The organism is Bordetella petrii, from assembly GCF_020991325.1.
Lineage (GTDB): Bacteria > Pseudomonadota > Gammaproteobacteria > Burkholderiales > Burkholderiaceae_B > Bordetella_A > Bordetella_A petrii_E.
Genome location: NZ_JAJMLX010000068.1, coordinates 1 through 19,110, shown reverse-complemented (window position 1 = coordinate 19,110; position 19,110 = coordinate 1). Strand labels below are relative to the sequence as shown.

Genomic DNA, 19,110 nt, shown 5'->3' with positions numbered 1-19,110 from the left:
GGGCCGGACTGCGCCGGCTGGGCCGGCTGGCGGGGTGGCTGCTGCTGCCCGGGCGCGGGGGCATTCGCCTGGGCGCCGAACGCGGGGTTGCGCTCGCGGTCTTTCAGGAACGCGTCGACCTCGGCGTCGGTGATGATGATGTTGGCATCCACCGCGCGCTGGCGCAGGCGGTTCATGCGGATATCGTGGCTGAGCGATTCGCGGTATTGCGTCCACGAAACGCCGCTTTTCTCGACTTCGGCGCGCATCTGCGCCACCGGCAGGCGATTGCGTTCGGCGATGGTCTGGATGGCCTGGTCGATCTGGGCATCGTTGACGCGAATGCCCATGCGGTCGGCTTCCTGGGTTTGCAGGCGGTCCATGATCAGGCTTTGCAGCACCTGCCGGCGCAGGATTTCCGGCGGCGGCACCTGGATGCCGCGCTGTTTCAGGTCTTGCGTGGCGCGCACCGAGGCACTGTCCACTTCGCGCAGCGTAATCACGTCTTTGTTGACCACCGCCGCAATGCCATCCACAAACTGCTCGGGCTGGGGCGCCGCGGCGGGCGCAGGCGCGGCGCCGGGGCGGGCCGGCTGCTGGGCATACACGGCGGGCACGCCGGCGCACGCGGCCAGAACCAGCAAATTGCCGGGCAGCCGGCGCAAGATGTGCAAGCTACGCATCATTCATACCTTTCAAATGTCGTGCCCGGCGACGTCGGTGGCGTCACGGGCTGATACCCTGGAATGCTCTGGTTGAGCAGGCTCATGGGATCGGTACCCAGCGAACCCAGGCCGGTCAGCTCAAGCTGGAAGAACAAGGCCGTATTGGCGTCGGACGCCGACACGGCATAGCGCTGGAACACCACGCGGCCCGTCCAGCAGCAATCCCCTTTGTACTCCAGGCCGGCAATGGCCTGGGTGACGCGAGGCGATTCCCGGGCCGCGGTGGCGGTGGCGGCTTCGGTGCGCATGGAATAGTCGATACGTCCCACGCCGTACCAGCGTTCAGAGAACGGCCACTGGAATGCCAGGCTGATCTGGTCCTGCCCGCGCGGCTGGTAGGCCACCCCGGGCAAGGGGTCGCGCTGGTAGCGGTACGACAGCGCCACGGACGTCAGGCGCTGCGGCCGCCAGCGCGCGCTGACCAGGCCGCGCGACCAGTTATTGCGATAAGGGTCGAACTGGGCCGCCACCTCGGTGCTGAGCGTGTCGGTCAGCGCGGCGCTGGCGGCCACCAGGAAATCGGACCGCACATTGTCGCGCGGCGTTTCGCCCGGCAGCGTGACGCGCTGGTCTTCGAAATACAGGCGCTGCGCGGCCGACAGCGACAGGCGCTCGAAACCGGTGTCGGCATCGAGCCAGCGCGTGGTCAGCGCGGCCGTCAACTGGTTGGCGTTGGCGATGCGGTCCCAGCCGCCGGTGTAGATGTTTTCTTCGAACGCCTGCTCGAAACTGAAATTCGCCAGCGTGGTGTCGTAAACGGGCAGGTTGGACTGGTCGCGGTACGGCACGCGCAGGTAGTACAGGCGGGGCTCCAGCGTCTGGATGGAGTCGTTGCCGAACAAGGTGGTGTCGCGCTCGAATACCATGCCGGCGTCCAGCGACATGATGGGCACCGTGCGCGAAATCGAGCGGTCGCGGTCGGACAGGCTGTACCAGTCGGTGTCGTACTGGGCGAAATTGACGCCCACCTTGGGTATCAGGAACCAGCCCGGCCGCACGATGGGGTGCGAGGCCGTCAGGTAGGTTTGCAGGCGGTCGCCGTCGGGCCCCAGCCGCACGCCGTCCAGCAGCGGCTGCTCGAAGCGCACCGCGGTGCTGGTCCATTCCACGTCGAAGCCGCCCACGTCATAGCGCGACCCCTTCAGATAAAGTTCCGGCACCTTGTCGTAGGGCGGTGCCAACGGCGCGTCGGGATCCTGCAGCGTCTGGTACTTGTACACCTGCGCGTACGACTGCCAATAGCGGTCGCTCCAGCCTACCCGGCCGCGCTGCGGCAAATAGGTGGTGGACGCCTCGTTCAGGCCCAGGGTGGAAAAATCGCGGAAGTAATCGTCGTCGGAAACCTTGGCGTAGTCCCAGTCGGCGTAGAAGCCGTTGCCCAGCAGCTGCTGGTGCCGCGAGCGGAACATCCAGCGCGAATCGCCGCTTTCGCTGTCGCTGGGCAAGTACGTGCCCACCATATTGCCGGTGTACGACTGCCCCAGGTAACGGAATTCGGCCCCCAGCTGCGGGCCGCGCTTGCTCAGGTAGCGCGGCACCAGGGTCAGGTCATAGTTGGGCGCCAGGTTGAAGTAGTACGGCACCGACAAGTCCAGGCCGCTGTTGCTGGTGACGCCATACGTGGGCACCAGGAAACCGGACTTGCGCTCTTTCTTGACCGGGAACGTCAGGTAGGGCGAAGCCAGCAGCGGCACGCCCTTGAAAAACAGCACGCCATTGCGGGCCACGCCCTCGTTTTCATCGAAATCCAGGTCGACGCTGTCCGCGCTGATGTACCACGAGGGTTCCGGGCACGGGCAGCCGCTGTACTCCACCGTGGTCAGCCTCATTTGCGAGCGGCTGAAGATCTCGGCCTTTTCTGCGCGGGCAAAGCCGCCGCTGGCGCCGATCCAGAAATTGGGCGACTCGATCTCGCCGCTGTCGGTGTCGATATTGAATTTCGCCGAAGGGCCGGTTACCAGGGTGCCGTCGCGCATCAGGCGGGCGCTGCCCTGGATATCGACCGCGCCGGTATCGCTGCGGTAGTCGATGCGGTCGCCCTTGACCACGCCATCGATGCGCCGCACCTGGGACGTGCCCGTCAGGGTGACGTTGGCGTCCGGGTCGCCTTTCATGTGGTCCGCTTCCATGAAAGCGGGAATGTTGTCGTCTTCCATGCGATGCATGCGCAAACCGGGAGACGAACGCAACTGGGGGGATACGCGCAAGCCGGGCGTGTCGGCGGTAGCGGCGGGCGGGACGGTTCCCTGGCTGCCCTGGGCATGGACGGCCCCGGCCAAGCTGACAGCAGAGAGAATCAACCACCGGACCATACGCACCCTGAATGCAAACCTTATCGACAATGAACCCCCGCCCCGGCACCCAGGCGCCTGGCGGCGGCGATGGCCCGGACCAGGCACGGAAACGGCACGTGCCAGCGGGAGCGACCCGGTATTATAGAGAAGCCGCGCGCCATCCCCCCGATTGGCGGCGCGCGGCTGGCAACCAAACCCTACTGTACTTTCGAGACGGCCCTCTTGAGCACCGACCACGACCCACGCCTGGCCCAGGTTCATGCCTGGCTGCGCACCCTGCCCGCCGCCCTGGAACTGGCGCCCGACACCCTGCGGCCGGCATCCAGCGATGCCAGTTTCCGCCGCTACTTCCGCCTGCAATGCGGCATCGGCACCGCCATTGTCATGGACGCCCCGCCGCCGCACGAAGACGTGGGCCCGTTCCTGCAAGTGGGCGACCTGCTGCGCGAGGTCGGGCTGAACGTGCCGCGCATCCTGGCGCAAGACGCCCCGCAGGGCCTGCTGCTGCTGTCCGACCTGGGGCACGACACGTATTACCAGCGCATCCAGGACGGCCTGCCCGATGCCCAGCTGCAGTCGCTGTACCGCGACGCCCTGGCGGCGCTGGTGCGCATGCAGCAGGCGCGCACCGACGGCCTGCCCGCCTACGATAGTCCGCGCCTGGCGGCCGAACTGGAACTGTTTCCCGAATGGTACGTGGCGCGGCACCACGGCTTGCAACTGGACGACAAGACCGCGGCCGCGCTGCAGCATATTTTTGGCCTGCTCACCCAGGCCAACGCGGCGCAGCGCACGGTGCTGGTGCACCGCGACTTCCATTCGCCCAACCTGATGGTCTGCGACAACCCGGCCTACGGGCCCAATCCGGGCGTGCTGGATTTCCAGGACGCGCTGGCCGGCCCCATTACTTATGACCTGGCCTCGCTGGTTACCGATGCCCGCACCACCTGGGAAGAAACCCAGCAACTGGACTGGGCGGTGCGCTACTGGCAACTGGCGCGCGAGGCGGGCTTGCCGGTGGACAGCGACTTCGCGGTGTTCCACCAGGCCTACGAATGGATGAGCCTGCAGCGCAACCTGCGCATCCTGGGCGTATTCGCGCGCCTGAACCATCGCGACGGCAAACCCGCCTACCTGGCGCACCTGCCGCGCGTGAATGGTTATGTGCGCCAGGTGGCCCAGCGCTACGGCGTCTTCACGCCGCTGCTGCGCCTGCTGGACAAACTGGACAACCGCGAGGCGCAGGTGGGGTACACGTTCTGATGCGCGCCATGATCCTGGCCGCCGGGCGCGGCGAGCGCATGCGGCCCCTTACCGACCACACCCCCAAGCCCCTGCTGCCGGCGGGCGGCAAGCCGCTGATCGCCTGGCACCTGGAACGCCTGGCGGCGGCCGGCATCCGCGACGTCGTGATCAACCACGCCTGGCTGGGCGAGCAATTGCCCGCGGCCCTGGGCAATGGCGCGCGCTACGGCCTGCGCATTGCCTATTCCCCCGAACCCACCGCCCTGGAAACCGCCGGCGGCATTGCCCAGGCCCTGCCCCTGCTGGGCCCGCGGCCATTCCTGGTCATCAACGGCGATATCTGGTGCGACTGGAACCCGGCCCAGGCCAACGGGCTGGCCGGTGCACTGGACAGCGCGCAGGCGGACGCCTGGCTGTTGCTGGTGAACAATCCGGAACATCATCCGGCCGGCGATTTCGCCTTGTCGGCCGACCAGCGCGTCAGCCCGGAAGGCGCGCCGCGCTTGACGTTCGCCGGCATCGGCCTGTACCGGCCCAGCCTGTTCGCCGGCCTGGCTGCCGGCACGCCGGCACCGCTGGCCCCGCTGCTGCGGCAGGCCATGGCCGGCGGCAAGGTGCTGGGCGCCCACCATCAAGGCGCCTGGACAGACGTAGGCACGCCACAGCGCCTGGCCGCGCTGGACGCCCGCCTGGCCGACGGGCCGTTGCAGTAAAACCAGGTGTTTCCAAGGCCGTACGTAAGCAACCAGACTTGTCTGAAGTAACCTGTCTGTACGGCCACACGTTATCCTTCAGGGTTTGGCTGCCTGAAAAGCAGTGAAACACGTATTTACAGGGTTCCACGCATGGGGATGTTCGGACGCTCGCAACGAGCCGTTTTCAAACCGTCGGTGTATCAACCGGGCAAGCGCACGCGCCGCATGCCGCGCTGGCTGGTGTTGCTGCTGGTGGGCATAGGCCTGGGAGCGGGCGGCGTCCTGTTCCTGCAGGCCAACTATGGGCCGCCGCGCCTGACGGCCGAGCAGTCCGAACAACTGCAGTCCGAGCTGAACGCGGCCAACCTGGACCGCCAGCGCCTGCGCACGCAGCTGGACGAAGCCACCACCCAGCGCGACGCCAACCAGGCCACCCGCGAACAAGCCACCACTGAACTAGCCCAGGCCCGCACCCGCATCCAGGAACTGAACCAGGAATTCCTGATCTTCCAGAACGCGATTCCCCCGGATCCGCGCGGCACCGACATCGGCGTGCGTTCGGGCTCGTTCACCCGCGACCCGGGCAAGCTCGATTACCAAGTCCTGCTGATGCGCGACAGCACCGAAGGCCCCGCCTTCAAGGGCACCCTGCACCTGGCGGTACAAGGCGTATATCGCAACGGGCGCTCGGGCACTATCGAACTCGACCCCATCGACGTCAGCCTGGGCCGCTACCAAGTTGCCCAGGGCACGGCCGAGATGCCCGAAGGCTTCACGCCGCGCTCGGTGCGCATCCAGGTGTTGGATCCTTCCGAACGCCAGCAGGCCATGCGCATCTACTACGTGCGCGGCTAGCGCAACCCCTGCGAGCGCTGGCCGGCCCCTAGCCGGCTTTGTCGGCCGCGCCCCCGGGCGCGGCCGCGTCATTCATGAAACGCGCCATGCGCACGTCCAGCTCGGTGACGCCGCCGGCCGAATGCGTGGCCAGCACCACATCGACACGGTTGTACACGTTGAACCATTCCGGATGATGGTCCAGCTTTTCGGCATACATGGCCACCCGCGCCATGAAAGCGAAGGCGGCGTTGAAATCCTTGAACTCGAAGGTCTTCTGGATGGCATCGCGCCCGGCGTGCGGCTGCCAGCCGGCCAGGCTGGGCAACACGGCCTGCGCGCCCAGGCGCTGCGAAGAAGGCTCGCTCATGATCGGTCTCCTGAAAAACCCGCACCAGGTGGAATCCAGTCATGCTAGCAAGCACAGGCCGCGGCGCGGCAACTTTTTGTACCGGATGGCGCCACCCCAGCGAGCAGGTGTCAGGCTCCCGCCAGGCTGCCTGACACCGTTGTGTGCCACGACGGCCTCAGTTAGACGGTGTCTGGCACCCTGACGGGAGCCAGACACCCAGCCGCGCCCCGCGACGCGTCTACATCGAGGCGCGCAGCAGGTCCTCGTAGTCTTGCGCCGAAGCCTCGCGCGGATTGCTCTTGTGGCTGTGGTCGGCCAGGGCGCCCGCGACGATCCGGGGGAAAAGGTTCTCGCCCACGCCCAACTGACCCAGGCCGCCCGGCAGGCCCAGGCGCGCGCGCATGGCCTCGAGCGCCGGCACCACTTCCCTGGCACCGGCCAAGTTCATGGCCTGTGCCAGGCGCTCTAACTTGCCGTCGGCCTGCACCGAATCGGCAACGCTATTGAACGCAACCACGGCTGGCAGAAAAACAGCGTTCAGCGTGCCATGATGCAGGCGCGGATCGATTCCGCCCAGCGCATGGCTCAGGCTGTGCACGCAGCCCAGGCCTTTCTGGAAAGCCAGCGCGCCCTGCATAGAGGCGCTCATCATGTTCAGGCGGGCGGCGCGGTCGCCAGGGTCGGCAACGGCACGCTCGATGCAGGCCCAGCCGCGCCGCAGGCCATCCAGCGCAATACCGTCGGCCGGCGGGTTGAACGCTGGCGACAGGAAGGTCTCGATGCAGTGCGCGATGGCATCCATGCCCGTGGCGGCCGTCATGCCGGCGGGCAGGCCCAGGGTCAGGTCCGGATCGCAGATGGCCGCCTTGGGAATCAGATGCGGCGAAAGCACGCCCACCTTGCGCCCATCGTCCAGTATCAGGATCGCGCCCCGCCCCACCTCGCTGCCGGTACCCGCCGTGGTGGGAATGGCGATCAGCGGGGCGACCCGCGCCGTGATGCGCGCCGCCCCGCCCTCGATGGCCGCGTACTGTTTCAGCGGACCATCGTGCGTGCCGCACAGGGTTACACCCTTGGCGAGGTCAATGGCCGAGCCCCCGCCCACCGCGATCACGCCATCGTGCCGCCCCTCGCGATAACGGGCCGTCGCGTCCCGCAGCGCCGCTTCGTTGGGGTTGGCGGGCGTGGCATCGTAGACGGCCACGCCCGCCATGCCGTCCAGGTGCCGCAGCACGCGGTCGACCAGGCCCGCGCCCCTGACACCGGCATCGGTCACGACCAGCGGCGCCCGGATACCCAGCCGCTGGCACTCTTGGGCAAGCGTCTCCAGGGCGCCATAGCCGAACTGGACTTGCGTCAGGTAATTGATCAGCGCCATGGCATCACACGTCCGTGCGCTCGCGCGCCACATCGATGCGCTGGCTCATGTTGAACCGCTTGTCGTAGATCGGACGCCCCCCAGTGGTGGGGCCGGGATACTGCACGATGACGATCAAGCCGCCCGTCTCGGTGCGCAATTCCTCTTCGGCATGGGGGTCGCCATGGCACAGCATGGTGCCCGGGCCGCAACGCTGGCCTCCGATCGTGAATTCGCCTTCCAGGATGTACCAGACCTGGGCGAAATCATGGCGATGCCAAGGGTGATAAGAACCCGGGTCCAGCCGCAGCAGGCCCGCGTTGGGCACGGTGGGCTCCTCGGGTGTCGGGTGGAACAGCATCTTGCCGGTTTCGCCGGGCCAGCGAATGGTTTCCCACTCCATCTCATCGATGTGGCGGATACGCGGGGGCGGATCTTTCCTGGCGTCTTGGGTTGCGCTCATGGCTATCTCCTCAGGTTGGCATCAGTGTTTGACCAGGGGGCACTCGCTGTCCGACAGCGGCTTGAAAATCTGCTCGCCGGGAATGGCCTGGAGAATGTCGTAGTAATCCCAGGGTTCTTTCGATGCCTGGGGCGTCTTGACCCTGACCAGGTACATGTCGTGCACCATCTGGCCATCCGGCCGCAATTGGCCATTGGCAGCAAAGATGTCGCGCACCGGCATTTCCCGCATCTTGGCCATCACGGCCTTGCCCTCGTCCGTGCCTGCCGCTTCCACGGCGCGCAGGTAATGCAGCACGGCCGAATACACGCCCGCTTGCGTCATGGTTGGCATCGCCCCATGGCGCGCGAAAAATTTCTGCGACCAGGCACGCGTCTCGGGCGTGCGGTTCCAATAGAAGGCCGTGACAAACTGCAGGCCCTGGGCGGTCTGCAGGCCCATGCCATGGATATCGGTCAGGAACACCGCGGGCGCCGCCAAGGCCTGGCCGGGTGTCACGCCGAACTCTCCGGCCTGCTTGATGGCGGTCGTCATATCGCTGCCGGCGCTGGCCAGGGCAATGATCGACGCCTTGGAAGCCTGTGCCTGCACCAGGAAGGAACTCATGTCGGCGGTATTCAACGGATGCCGCACTTCGCCGGCGACCTTGCCCCCGCCATCCTCCACCGCCCGCCGGATATCCGACGCGAAGGCATGGCCGAACGCATAGTCCACCGTCAGCAGGAACCAGCTCTTGTAGCCCTGCCCGGTCAGGACTTTGGCCAGGCCGTAGCCATTGGTGTGGCTGTTATAGACCCACTGCGCCGAGGTGGCGGTGCAGGCCTTGCCGGTGAAGCCCGGCGATGCCGCCGCGATCAAGGTCACCTTGCCGCGCTCGCCGGCCAGGGCCTGCACGGCAAAGCCCACCGACGAATTGGAGAAGTCCGCGATGACATCGACGCCATCGCGATCGAACCAGGCCCGGGCGATACCGGCTCCGATATCGGCCCGGTTCTGGTGATTGCCCGCCACCAGTTCGATTTTCTTGCCGGCAACCGTGCCGCCCATTTCCTCGATGGCCATCTTCGCGGCCTCTACCGAGCCGGGGCCGGCAAGATCGGCGTACGTGCCGGATTGGTCATTCAGGATGCCGATCTTGACAACGTCGCCGGAAATGCCCGACGCATTGGCCGGCGCCATGATGACCGAGACGGGGGCGGCCAGTATCGCCAGCAACAGGCGGCCCAGCCTGCTCCGGCACGCCTGCCCCGCGCGCCCAAGCGTGCTAAGGTGGTTTTTCATGATGTCTCTCTCCCGCGCCGGCCTGTTCCAGCCGGCGTCATATTTGCGTATGGTGCAAATATTTTTGCACCTAAGGCAAATTATATCCAGTTTGCGTCCGCACGCAATGGCTGTTTTTGCCTGGGCGCCTGCGCTCCTGTTTTGGAAAATGCGCCACTACAATAGGCAGCCGGATATCCGCACGCCGGGCCTTCATGAACCCCAGGACCCATGAATAACAAAGTCAACGAGCGCATCGAGTTCGTGGCGCGCCAGTTGGGCGCGCGTATCCGCAAGGCTCGGCAGGCACACCGCATCACATTGGAAGGGCTCAGCCAGGAAACCGGCCTGTCCGCGGGTTTTTTGTCACGGCTGGAACGCGGCGAGGCCAGCGCGTCCATCTCGAACCTGATCGCCATCGCGACCCACCTGGACATTCCGCTGCGCGATTTCTTCGAAGAACCCGAGGCGGCCAGCCCCGACTACGTGCTGTATCGCGCCAATGAACGGGCCGGCACCCCTGCCCTGGCCGCGCATGGCTACACCTACCGCCTTTCCAGCGGCGACTTGCCCGACCAGCAAATGAGCGCGTTCGAGCTCAGCTTTCCGCCCGACGGAAAAATGAAGCCCAAGCTGCTGACACACGAAGGAGAGGAAGTGCTTTACCTGCTGGAAGGCACGATCGAATTCCAGATCGCCGACGATGCGTTCGTCATGAAAGCCGGCGACTGCGTGCATTTCAATTGCAGCAAGCCCCACATGGGCCGCAACGTGGGCAAGACGCCGGCCCGCCTGCTCATGGTGGTGACGCCCGCGCATTCCAAGCGCACCTGAATACGCGCCGCCCGGCAAGGCCGGGCACGCGCATGATCGTACTGGCTAGGCGCCGGCCCGCAGCTTTCTCAGCAGGCCCGGCAGGAACAGCACCGCCAGCGCCAGCACGACCAGCGTCACGGACAGCGGCGTGGACACCAGCACCATCGGGTTGCCTTCGCCGATGGACAGCGCGCGGCGCAACTGCGTTTCCGCCATCGGCCCCAGGATCAGGCCGATCAGCACCGGCGCAATGGGAAAGTCATACACCCGCATCACGTAGCCCGCCAGGCCGATCACGAACATCAGCAGCAGGTCCATCCACGAGGTGCTGACGCCCCAGATGCCCACCATGGCGAACACCAGGATGCCCGCATACAGATACGGCCGCGGTATCAGCAGCAAGCGCACCCACAGCCCCACCAGCGGCAGGTTCAACACCAGCAGCATCAGGTTGCCCACATACAGCGAGGCGATCAGGCCCCACACCAGATCCGCGCTGTTCACGAACAGGAACGGCCCCGGCTGCAGGCCGTAGCTCTGGAACGCCGCCAGCAGCACGGCGGCCGTGGCGGACGTGGGCAGACCCAGCGTCAACAGGGGCACCAGGATACCGGCGGCCGCCGAATTGTTCGCGGCCTCGGGGCCCGCCACCCCTTCGATGGCGCCATGCCCGAATTCCTCTTTGTGGCGGCTGAGCCGGCGTTCCAGCGTATACGACAGGAAGGTGGGTACTTCGGACCCGCCCGCCGGCAATGCGCCGATGGGAAAACCCAGCGCGGTACCGCGCAGCCAGGGCTTCCATGAACGCCGCCAATCCTGCCGCGTCATCCAGCGTCCGCCCGACAGCGGGTTGATGGCGGGCGGCGCGCTGCGATAGCGGCTGGCCACGTACAGGATCTCGCCGATGGCGAACAGGGACACCAGCACCACGGTAATGTCGATGCCGTCGAGCAGGTCGGGCGACCCGAACGCCAGCCGCGCCTGGCCCGACGGGCCGTCGATGCCCACCACGCCCATGGCCAGGCCCAGGAACAGCGCGATGAAGCCGCGCACGCGCGAGGTGCCCAGCACCACCGACACCGAAGTAAACGCCAGCAGCATCAACGCGAAGTAATCCGCCGGCCCGAAGATGAACGCCAGTTCGGCAATGGCGGGCGCCAGGAAGGTCAGCGCCAGCGTGGCCAGCGTGCCCGCCACGAAGGAACCGATGGCGGCCGTGGCCAGCGCGGCGGCCCCGCGCCCGGCGCGCGCCATTTTGTTGCCTTCCAGCGCCGTCATCATCGACCCGCTTTCGCCCGGGGTATTCAGCAGGATGGAAGTGGTGGAACCGCCGTACATGGCGCCGTACAACACGCCGGCGAACATGATGAACGCCGCGGTGGGCGCCACCTTCACCGTCACGGGCAGCAGCAGCGCGATGGTCAGCGCCGGCCCGATGCCGGGCAGCACGCCGATGGCCGTGCCCAGGATGGATCCCAGGAATGCCCACATCAGGTGCTCGGGCTGCAGCGCCACGGCAAAGCCCGCCATCAGGGAATGAAAGGCATCCATGTCACCACCCCGCCAACGGCAGCACGCCACCCAGCGTCACGCCCAGTTTGGAAAAACCGCCCCAGCAGATCAGGCCCAGCGCCAACCCGATGGCGCAGTCCAGCAACACGCGTCGCGAGCCGAAGGCATGCGTCACCAGCGCAAACGCCAGCATGGCCGTCAACGGGAAACCCAGCGGTTTCATGGTCAGCAGGGGGATGGCGGCGCCCGCGGCCGCAAAGGCGAACGCCTTGCGCGACGGCGGCGCATCCGCTTCGGCGCTTTCGGCTTCCTGCGGCACGAACGTATCGCCGCGCGCGATCTGCGCGACCAGGGCCAGGCCCAAGACGATCAGGGCCAGTCCGACCAGCATCACGAAATCGCCCGGCCCCACGCCGGCGTACCCGCCCATCTTGGGCAATGCGTATCCCTGCTGCAGCCAGACCGCCCCTAGCGCGATCACGAGCAGGCCCAGCCACCACGGACGGCGGCGCTGCGGTGTTGCTGACATGGAGCTGTCTCCGGCGGCTTACTTGACCAGGCCCAGGTCTTTCAGCACTTGCGCCTGGCGGACTTTTTCTTCGTCCAGGAATTTCGCGAAATCATCGCCGGCCAGGTAAGCGTCCGACCAGCCGTGGTCGGCCAGGGTTTTCTTCCATTGCGGCGACGCATGCATTTTCTGGAAGCGGTCCAGCCACATGGCCCGGCCTTCCTTGCTCATGCCCGGCGCGCCGATAATGCCGCGCCAGTTGCCGATGACCACGTCCACGCCAGATTCTTTCAAGGTGGGCGCGTCCAGCCCCGGCAGGCGCTCGGCCGAGGTAACCGCGATGATGCGCAGCCGCTTCTGGTCGGCATACGGCTTGAATTCCGACAGGCCCGACAGCGCCAGCTTCAGTTGGCCGCTGACCAGCAGGGGCACCAGTTCCGCCCCGCTGGGGTACGGAATGTAGTTCAGCTTGCCAGGCGACACGCCGGCCGACTGGGCGATCAGCCCGGCCGCCACGTGATCGACCCCGCCCACCGAACCGCCGCCGATGGCCAGCGCGCCCGGATTCTTGCGCAAGGCCTCGATGACGTCGGCCACCGTCTTGATGGGCGAATCCACCGGCACCGCCAGCACGTCGGCGTCATCGGTCAGGCGCACCAGCGGCGTGATGGTATCCAGCGTGACCGGCGACTTGTTCAGGATGATGCCGCCCACCAGGATGGCACCCATCGACATGATGGCGTTGTCGTCGTTCTTGCTGGTGTTGATGAACTCGGCCAGGCCGATGGTGCCGCCCGCGCCGCCCTTGTTGGTGACCTGGAAGCCTTCGGTGAAGATGCCCGCCTCTTGCATGACCTGCATCGGCACGCGCGCCGCGGCGTCGTAGCCCCCGCCCGGCCCGCCAGGGGCCATGACCTTGGCCGGCGCGGCACCGGCGGCCAGCGGCAAGGCGGCCACGGCCAATACAGCAAGAACCTGTTTGATGCGTTGCATGGATGTCTCCTAGGGGCGCGGCCCTGTCGTGGCGCCGGCCGTTGCTATGTATTTGGTGTGTGCTCCAGCAGGCTTCGATACTAGACAATTTTTCGGCTTCCCGCCATGTGCCCCGGAGCCGGGCGCCCCGTACGCATATAGATATGGCCGGTTTGTATTTCCCTTTTGCGGCCCGGGAACGTAGCATCGGCCGCTTATTCTCTTTTCAGCTGCTTCCACGTCGTGCCACGTATTTCCCCCCAGGATCCGAGCACACTCGATCCCGCCACGGTTTCCCTTTACAACCAGCTGCTGCAAGACTACGGGCCCTACAGCAACATGCTGGGCGCCTTCCTGCCGCGTCCGCCGGCCTTGAAGCACCTGTTCTCGTACCTGGTGGAATCCAGGCAGGACGCCCTGATCGCGCCGCGCCACCTGGAAATCGCGCTGCTGGCGGCGTCCAAGGCGCATGCCTGCCATTACTGCGTCACCCTGCATGAACCCAAGCTGGCCTCGCAGGGCATCTCGCAGGAAGCCATCGACCACCTGCTCGACCCCGAAGTGCCCGGCCTGGACGACCAGGACCTGGCCGTGCGCGACTACGCCGTGGCCGTCACGCTGGACGCCGCCCGCATCGGCGACGAACTGTTCGCGCGGCTGCGCCGCTATTACGATGACGCCGGCATCGTGGAACTGACCATACGGATCGCTTTGTGCAGTTTCTTCAAGCGCTTCAATGAAGCGCTCGACGTACCCGCCGAAGATATCGTGGCCCTGGAATTGCCGCCGCGCTGAGCCGTCATTTATGCTCAGCCCGCCTAAACTCCAAGTCCGCCACATCAGCAAGCGATTCCAGAGCGACCGCGGCCCGGTGCAGGTTCTGGACGACATCAACCTGGATGCCGCCAGCGGTGAATTCGTCAGCATCATCGGCCCGTCCGGCTGCGGCAAATCCACGCTGTTCAACATTCTTACCGGATTGCTCGAGCCGGACACCGGCGCCATCGCGCTGGACGGCCAGCCCGTGGCCGACCTGCGCGGCCGCGTCGGCTACATGCTGCAGCGCGACCTGCTCATGCCCTGGCGCACCGTGCTGGACAACGTCATTGTCGGCCTGGAGCTGCGCGGCACACCGCGTGCCGAGTCAGTCGAACGCGCCCGCGAGTACCTGGATACATTCGGGTTGCTGCAATTCCAGGACAGCTATCCCAAGGCCCTGTCGGGCGGCATGCGCCAGCGCGTGGCCCTGGCCCGCACGCTGTTGCCCGACCCCGATGTATTGCTGCTGGATGAACCCTTCTCGGCGCTGGACTACCAGACCCGCCTGTTCCTGGAAACCATGCTGGCCGACATCGCCAGGAAACAGGGCAAGACGGTGGTGCTGGTCACCCACGACATCGACGAGGCCATTGCGCTGTCGCAACGCATTTTCGTGCTGAGCGCGCGCCCGGGCCGGGTCAAGCGCGCGTACACGGTCGAACTGGGGGATCACCCCACGCCGCTCGAGGCCCGCCGCGACCCGCGTTTTTCCACCTACTTCGATACGCTCTGCCAGGAGCTGGACATCCAGACCGGGCAGGCGGAGGCCGCATGAGCTCCACCCTGTCCAGCACCGCGCCGCCTTCCGGCGTGGCAAAACCCCCGCGCAGCCTGCGTCCGCCCGTGCTGGCGGCCCAGCTGCTGATTCTGGTGCTGATATTCGGCGCCTGGGAAATCGGCGTGCGCGCCGGCGCCATCAACGGGTTCCTGTTCGGTTCGCCTGCCGGCGTCTTGCAGGCGGGCTGGCGGCTGGTGCTGTCGGGCGAGTTGTTCGAACATGCCGCCTACACGCTGTGGGCCTCGGCCCTGGGTTTCGTGATCGGCACCGCGATCGGCACGGCGCCGGGGCTGGCGCTCTGGTATTCACCCTATGCGGCCAAGGTGGCCGAACCCATTCTGGTGGCCATCAACAGCGTGCCGAAAATCGCCTTCGCGCCGCTGGTGATCCTGTGGTTTGGCACCGGCGTCATCTCGAAAGTGGCGCTGTCCATATCGCTGACCTCTATCGTGGCGCTGCTGGCGGCGTTCCAGGCCGCCAAGGATACCGACCCCGACATCCAGCGCATGATGATCTCGCTGGGCGCCAGCAAGGGCCAGGTTTTCCGCAAAGTGGTGGTGCCCGCGTCGCTGCCCTACATCATCAGCACGTTCCGCATCAACATCGGGTTCGCCCTGGTCGGCACCGTCGTCGGCGAATTCATCTCGTCCAAATACGGCCTGGGCCACATCATTTTCGTGGCGTCATCCCTTTATGACCTGAACACCGTGTGGGTCGGCATTTTCGCCCTGATGGCATTGGGCTTTGTGCTGTATGCGGGCGTGGACGTCGCGGAAAAGCGCCTGCTCGGCTGGAAAGACCAAACCTACGCCACCCAATTCAAACTCTGAGTCGAATCATGAAGCACCAGTATGTCCGACTGGCCGCCGCCGCGGCGCTGTCCGTTTTCGGCCTTGCCGCCCACGCCAATGACAAGGCCGTCGTATCGGCCGCGTTCAAGTCCGTGTTTTACCTGCCGGTTTATTTCGCGCAGGAGCACGGCTACTTCAAGGACGAAGGCCTGGACGTGCGCATCGACGTGGCATCGTCGTCCACCAACGCACTGGCGGCCGTCATCTCCAAAAGCGCGGACTTCTCTCTGCACGGCCCGGAATGGACGGCGATTTCCTTCGGCCGCGGCGCCCCGGTGAAGGTGGTGGGCGGCACCCTGAATCGCCTGGGCGTCTGGCTGACCTGCAAGCCGTCCTTCCCGTTCAAGGACTTCACCAGCCTGAAGGGCGCCACCATTTCCACCGGCGCCATGCCCACCACCAGCACCTCGGCCTTCCTGAAAATCGCCCGCCAGGCGGGGCTGGACCCCAAGCACGACCTGAACCTGCTGGAAGTGCCCATGGGCAATGAAGTGGGCCCGCTGGGCGCGGGCCAGGCCGATTGCGCGGTCTTGTACGAACCGGGCGCCTCGCAGGCCGAAGCGCAGGGCTTCAAGGTGGTGTCGGCTTTCTCGCGCGAAATCGGTCCCTATACGTTCTCGGCCATTTCCACCCGCCAGGACATCGATGCGCAGATTTCCCACAAGCTGGTATCGGGGCTGGACCGCGCGCTCAAGGCCATCCACCAGGACCCGGAGGCCGCGGTGCAAAGCGGGTTGAAGCTGTTTCCCGGCCTGCCGCCGGAAGTGGTCAGCAAATCGGTCAGGCGGCTGATCAGCGACGGCGTGTTCGCTGATTCCGTGGCCATACCGCCGGCAGCCCTGAACGATGCCCTGCAAACGCAGGTGGACCTGGGCAACCTGGACAAGATTCCCCAGGATGCACGCTGGCTGGACCTGGACTGGTCGAACCAGGCCGCGGAAAAAACGTACTGAAGGCCATGAACGTCCAGCGCGGCCGCCCGCGCCCGCGTTGGATGCTCAGCTATAGCTAAGGGTAATGATCTGGCGGCGGATGCCATTGGGCGGCAATTCGCGTACGTGAATGGACACCGCGGATACCTTGGCCTGGGCCAGCGCGCCTTTGGGCACGGAAACACAAACCGCCGACAGCGCGGCATTGGGCCCGAATTGCGTGACCTTCGGCTGGCAGGCCGCCGGTTCCACGATGGCCCCACGGAAATGAATGATTCCCCGGTCGGCGGCATTGGTGTTGGTATGAATGAAGCCGACACCCACTGCCAATGCAAGCATGATCTTGGTGATGTTCATGGCCACTCCTTGGTTGCAACAAGAAGGCATCGGCCTATCCGGTGCCCTCAGTCGCGATAAAGCAGTTCGCGAGCACGCGGAAAGATTGACACAGGCATCGTTGGGTGAATTCGTGGAAAAGGGCCGCGATTACAACGTAAACCTCGCCCCAAATTCATGGACATTTTTCTGATTCGATGCACGCGGAACACCGTTAAAAAACGGCGCAACAGCTGGATCAGCAACAGGCAAAGAAATCTTTAATTCTTTACCGTTGTTGCAGTGTTAGATCAAACATCGCATTTGCGTTGAATCGCATCCTCTGCACACAGCGCGTACGAAAAGCGATTTCAACGGCCGCACAGGCGCCTGAGTATCGCCGCCAGGTCTTGCGCGGCAAGCCCCAGTGGCGCATCGCGCCGATGCGCCAGATAGATTTCCGATGCCACCGCGCCATTGCGGCCCAGCGCCTGGGTAGGCACCCGCACCAGCCGGCCGTCATCCAGGTCGCGCCGCACCTGCCAGGCGGGCAAGCGCCCCCACCCCACGCCGGCCAGTATCAACGCGTGCTTGGCGTCCTGGCTGCCGACGCGATAGGTGCGCGGCGACATCACGCCGAACGCGCGGCCCTGGGAATGCGCGGTGGGATCCGCCAGCACGATCTGCACATGGTCGGCCAGTTCGGCGGGCGCGGCACTGCCGGCCAACGCATGTACCGACGCCACCACCGCCACCTGCTCTACCGCCGACAGGGCTTCGAACACAATGCGCGGATCGCGGAACGCTTCGCCCGCCATGATGGCCAGTGCGCAGCGGTCGTCCAGCAAGGCCTGCAGCGGCCCGCCCATGGGCGCGCTATCCAGCCGCACCGCCACCGATGGATAAACGGACTGCAGTTCCAGCAGTGCCTGGCCCACCAAGTGCAGGGGAAACAGCGTGTCCACCACCAGCGCCAGTTCCCGCTCTACCCCCAGCCCGAAGCCGCGCGCACGGGCCCGCATGGCATCCACACGCAGCAGAATATCGCGTGCATTCACCAGCAAGGCATGCCCTTCGGGCGTAAGTACCGGCCGGTGGCCGGACCGGTCGAACAGCGCAACACCCAACTGCGCTTCCAGGTTGGCGATGCTGGCACTGACCCCGGATTGCACGCGCCGCAACTGCGAAGCCCCCGCGCGGAAACTGCCGTGGTCGGCCACCGCCACAAAGGTGCGTATCTGGTCCAGCGTCAAGGCATCGAGCATGATCGTATTTTCTGATCAAAACCATCTGAATTATGTCACTTCTATTGCTTGATCATGCTCGCTAGTATGCAGAGATATCTTTACTGACGCTTGCTCCATGCCAATTCCAGATGCTTCCCGTACCCAATGGACGACTGTCGCCGTGGTGGCGGCCAGCGGCGTGGTCGCCGCCTTGCAGGTAGGCAAGGCCGCCATCGCCGGGCCCATGCTGCAGTCCGACCTGGGCCTGAACCTGGATGCGCTGGGCTGGCTGACGGGCATATTCGCGGTACTGGGGGTGGTGGGCGGCATACCGGCAGGGGCGGTGGTCGGCAGCCTGGGCAGCCGCCGCGTGCTGGCCGCCGGCCTGGCCGCGCTAGCGGCAGGCGCCGCGCTGGGCGCCGCCAGCCCTTCGTACGGCTGGCTGCTGGCCTCGCGGGTACTGGAAGGCGCCGGCTTCTTGTTCATTACCGTGGCGGCGCCGTCGGTACTGCAGCGCCAGGACGTCGTGCAGCCGCGCCACCGCGACACGGCCTTTGCGCTATGGAGCTGCTTCATGCCGGCCGGCATGGCCATCGCCATGCTGGCCGCCCCCCTGCTGCAAGGCTGGCGAGCCATCTGGTGGGCCAGTGCCGCGCTGGGGCTGGTGGCCGTGCTGGCCGTGCTGATCGCCGTGCCGCCCTCGGGCACAGCCAGCCCCTGGCGCTGGAGCGCCATGCGGCGCGATGCCGCGCAAGTCGTGCGCGCGCGCGGCCCGGTGCTGCTGGCACTGGGCTTCGCCTTCTACAGCCTGATGTTCTTCGCGCTGTTCAGCTTCCTGCCGGTGCTGCTGATGGAACGCATGGAAGTCAGCCACCGCACGGCCGGCTGGCTCAGCGCCCTGGCCTCGGCGGCCAACATCGTGGGCAACCTGGCCGCGGGATACTTGCTGTCGCGCGGCGTGGGGCGGCCGCTGCTGCTGGGCTCGGCCAGCCTGGCCATGGGCGCGGCCGGCCTGGGCATCTTCCTGCCGCTGCTGCCGGACACCCCTACCTTCCTGTTGTGCGTGCTGTTCTCGGCCGTGGGCGGCCTGATCCCGGCCAGCCTGCTGTCCGGCGCCCCGCTGGCCGCGCCCGCGGCCGCGCTGACGCCCGTGGTACTGGGCTTGATCATGCAGGGC

20 protein-coding genes are annotated in these 19,110 nt (G+C 66.1%); 9 read left to right on the top strand and 11 right to left on the bottom strand.

The window, feature by feature from the left end:
* Both LPZ50_RS09375 and LPZ50_RS09370 read right to left on the bottom strand, forming a co-directional pair.
* Nucleotides 1-665 (bottom strand): SurA N-terminal domain-containing protein (locus tag LPZ50_RS09375; RefSeq protein WP_230660421.1); only part of this gene is annotated, 665 nt, incomplete at its 3' end.
* Nucleotides 662-3,022, bottom strand: coding sequence for an LPS-assembly protein LptD (locus LPZ50_RS09370; protein WP_230660418.1), 2,361 nt, complete (start codon nt 3,020-3,022; stop codon nt 662-664). The genes LPZ50_RS09375 and LPZ50_RS09370, both read right to left, overlap by 4 nt.
* A 198-nt stretch (nt 3,023-3,220) precedes the next feature.
* Between LPZ50_RS09370 and LPZ50_RS09365 the strand changes: the two genes are divergently transcribed.
* From LPZ50_RS09365 to LPZ50_RS09355, 3 genes are all read left to right on the top strand, one after another.
* On the top strand, nt 3,221-4,261 hold the full coding sequence (locus tag LPZ50_RS09365; RefSeq protein WP_230660415.1) for an aminoglycoside phosphotransferase family protein: 1,041 nt from the start codon (nt 3,221-3,223) through the stop codon (nt 4,259-4,261).
* Nucleotides 4,261-4,956, top strand: coding sequence for an N-acetylmuramate alpha-1-phosphate uridylyltransferase MurU (gene murU / locus LPZ50_RS09360; protein ID WP_230660412.1), 696 nt, complete (start codon nt 4,261-4,263; stop codon nt 4,954-4,956). Before LPZ50_RS09365 ends, murU begins: the two co-directional genes overlap by 1 nt.
* Nucleotides 4,957-5,094: 138 nt before the next feature.
* Entirely contained in the window at nt 5,095-5,793 is a 699-nt protein-coding gene (locus tag LPZ50_RS09355; RefSeq protein WP_230660409.1) for a DUF6776 family protein, read from the top strand.
* A 28-nt stretch (nt 5,794-5,821) separates the two neighbouring features.
* Here the strand turns inward: LPZ50_RS09355 and LPZ50_RS09350 are convergent, their stop codons facing one another.
* The 4 genes from LPZ50_RS09350 to LPZ50_RS09335 form a co-directional block, all read right to left on the bottom strand.
* Complete coding sequence (locus LPZ50_RS09350; protein ID WP_230660406.1) at nt 5,822-6,142, bottom strand: 4a-hydroxytetrahydrobiopterin dehydratase; 321 nt, start codon at nt 6,140-6,142, stop codon at nt 5,822-5,824.
* Between the two features lie 220 nt (nt 6,143-6,362).
* Nucleotides 6,363-7,502, bottom strand: a complete 1,140-nt coding sequence (locus LPZ50_RS09345; protein WP_230660402.1) for an iron-containing alcohol dehydrogenase — start codon at nt 7,500-7,502, stop codon at nt 6,363-6,365.
* A 4-nt stretch (nt 7,503-7,506) separates the two neighbouring features.
* Complete coding sequence (locus LPZ50_RS09340; protein ID WP_230660399.1) at nt 7,507-7,944, bottom strand: cupin domain-containing protein; 438 nt, start codon at nt 7,942-7,944, stop codon at nt 7,507-7,509.
* A gap of 21 nt (nt 7,945-7,965) precedes the next feature.
* Nucleotides 7,966-9,123, bottom strand: coding sequence for an ABC transporter substrate-binding protein (locus LPZ50_RS09335; RefSeq protein WP_419195584.1), 1,158 nt, complete (start codon nt 9,121-9,123; stop codon nt 7,966-7,968).
* A 312-nt stretch (nt 9,124-9,435) separates the two neighbouring features.
* On the opposite strand from LPZ50_RS09335, the gene LPZ50_RS09330 reads away from it, so the two are divergent.
* Entirely contained in the window at nt 9,436-10,038 is a 603-nt protein-coding gene (locus LPZ50_RS09330; RefSeq protein ID WP_230660393.1) for a helix-turn-helix domain-containing protein, read from the top strand.
* A gap of 45 nt (nt 10,039-10,083) precedes the next feature.
* On the opposite strand, the gene LPZ50_RS09325 is transcribed toward LPZ50_RS09330, so the two are convergent.
* The 3 genes from LPZ50_RS09325 to LPZ50_RS09315 are packed head-to-tail and all read right to left on the bottom strand — an operon-like array spanning nt 10,084 to nt 13,033.
* Nucleotides 10,084-11,571: a tripartite tricarboxylate transporter permease gene (locus LPZ50_RS09325; protein ID WP_230660390.1), complete on the bottom strand. Its 1,488-nt coding sequence runs from the start codon at nt 11,569-11,571 to the stop codon at nt 10,084-10,086.
* Between the two features lies 1 nt (nt 11,572).
* Nucleotides 11,573-12,061: a tripartite tricarboxylate transporter TctB family protein gene (locus LPZ50_RS09320; RefSeq protein WP_230660387.1), complete on the bottom strand. Its 489-nt coding sequence runs from the start codon at nt 12,059-12,061 to the stop codon at nt 11,573-11,575.
* Between the two features lie 18 nt (nt 12,062-12,079).
* Nucleotides 12,080-13,033 carry a tripartite tricarboxylate transporter substrate binding protein gene (locus LPZ50_RS09315; RefSeq protein WP_230660385.1) on the bottom strand — a complete coding sequence of 318 codons (954 nt, stop codon included), beginning with the start codon at nt 13,031-13,033 and terminating at the stop codon, nt 12,080-12,082.
* Nucleotides 13,034-13,255: 222 nt separating this feature from the next.
* Here LPZ50_RS09315 and LPZ50_RS09310 point away from each other — a divergent pair, with 222 nt between their 5' ends.
* From LPZ50_RS09310 to LPZ50_RS09295, 4 genes are read left to right on the top strand one after another with little or no spacing between them, the layout of a single operon-like run.
* A complete protein-coding gene (locus LPZ50_RS09310) occupies nt 13,256-13,807 on the top strand; it encodes a carboxymuconolactone decarboxylase family protein (protein WP_230660382.1) in 552 nt (183 codons plus the stop codon).
* A 10-nt stretch (nt 13,808-13,817) separates the two neighbouring features.
* Nucleotides 13,818-14,606, top strand: coding sequence for an ABC transporter ATP-binding protein (locus tag LPZ50_RS09305; RefSeq protein ID WP_230660379.1), 789 nt, complete (start codon nt 13,818-13,820; stop codon nt 14,604-14,606).
* A complete protein-coding gene (locus LPZ50_RS09300) occupies nt 14,603-15,439 on the top strand; it encodes an ABC transporter permease (RefSeq protein ID WP_230660376.1) in 837 nt (278 codons plus the stop codon). The genes LPZ50_RS09305 and LPZ50_RS09300 overlap by 4 nt, the downstream gene beginning before the upstream one ends.
* Before the next feature lie 8 nt (nt 15,440-15,447).
* Nucleotides 15,448-16,413 carry an ABC transporter substrate-binding protein gene (locus LPZ50_RS09295; protein WP_230660373.1) on the top strand — a complete coding sequence of 322 codons (966 nt, stop codon included), beginning with the start codon at nt 15,448-15,450 and terminating at the stop codon, nt 16,411-16,413.
* A gap of 45 nt (nt 16,414-16,458) precedes the next feature.
* On the opposite strand, the gene LPZ50_RS09290 is transcribed toward LPZ50_RS09295, so the two are convergent.
* Together LPZ50_RS09290 and LPZ50_RS09285 are read right to left on the bottom strand one after the other, a co-directional pair.
* A complete protein-coding gene (locus LPZ50_RS09290) occupies nt 16,459-16,749 on the bottom strand; it encodes a hypothetical protein (protein WP_230660370.1) in 291 nt (96 codons plus the stop codon).
* Nucleotides 16,750-17,078: 329 nt separating this feature from the next.
* Nucleotides 17,079-17,972: a LysR family transcriptional regulator gene (locus LPZ50_RS09285; protein WP_230660367.1), complete on the bottom strand. Its 894-nt coding sequence runs from the start codon at nt 17,970-17,972 to the stop codon at nt 17,079-17,081.
* Nucleotides 17,973-18,069: 97 nt separating this feature from the next.
* On the opposite strand from LPZ50_RS09285, the gene LPZ50_RS09280 reads away from it, so the two are divergent.
* The coding region (locus tag LPZ50_RS09280; protein WP_230660364.1) for a CynX/NimT family MFS transporter at nt 18,070-19,110 on the top strand (1,041 nt) is incomplete at its 3' end.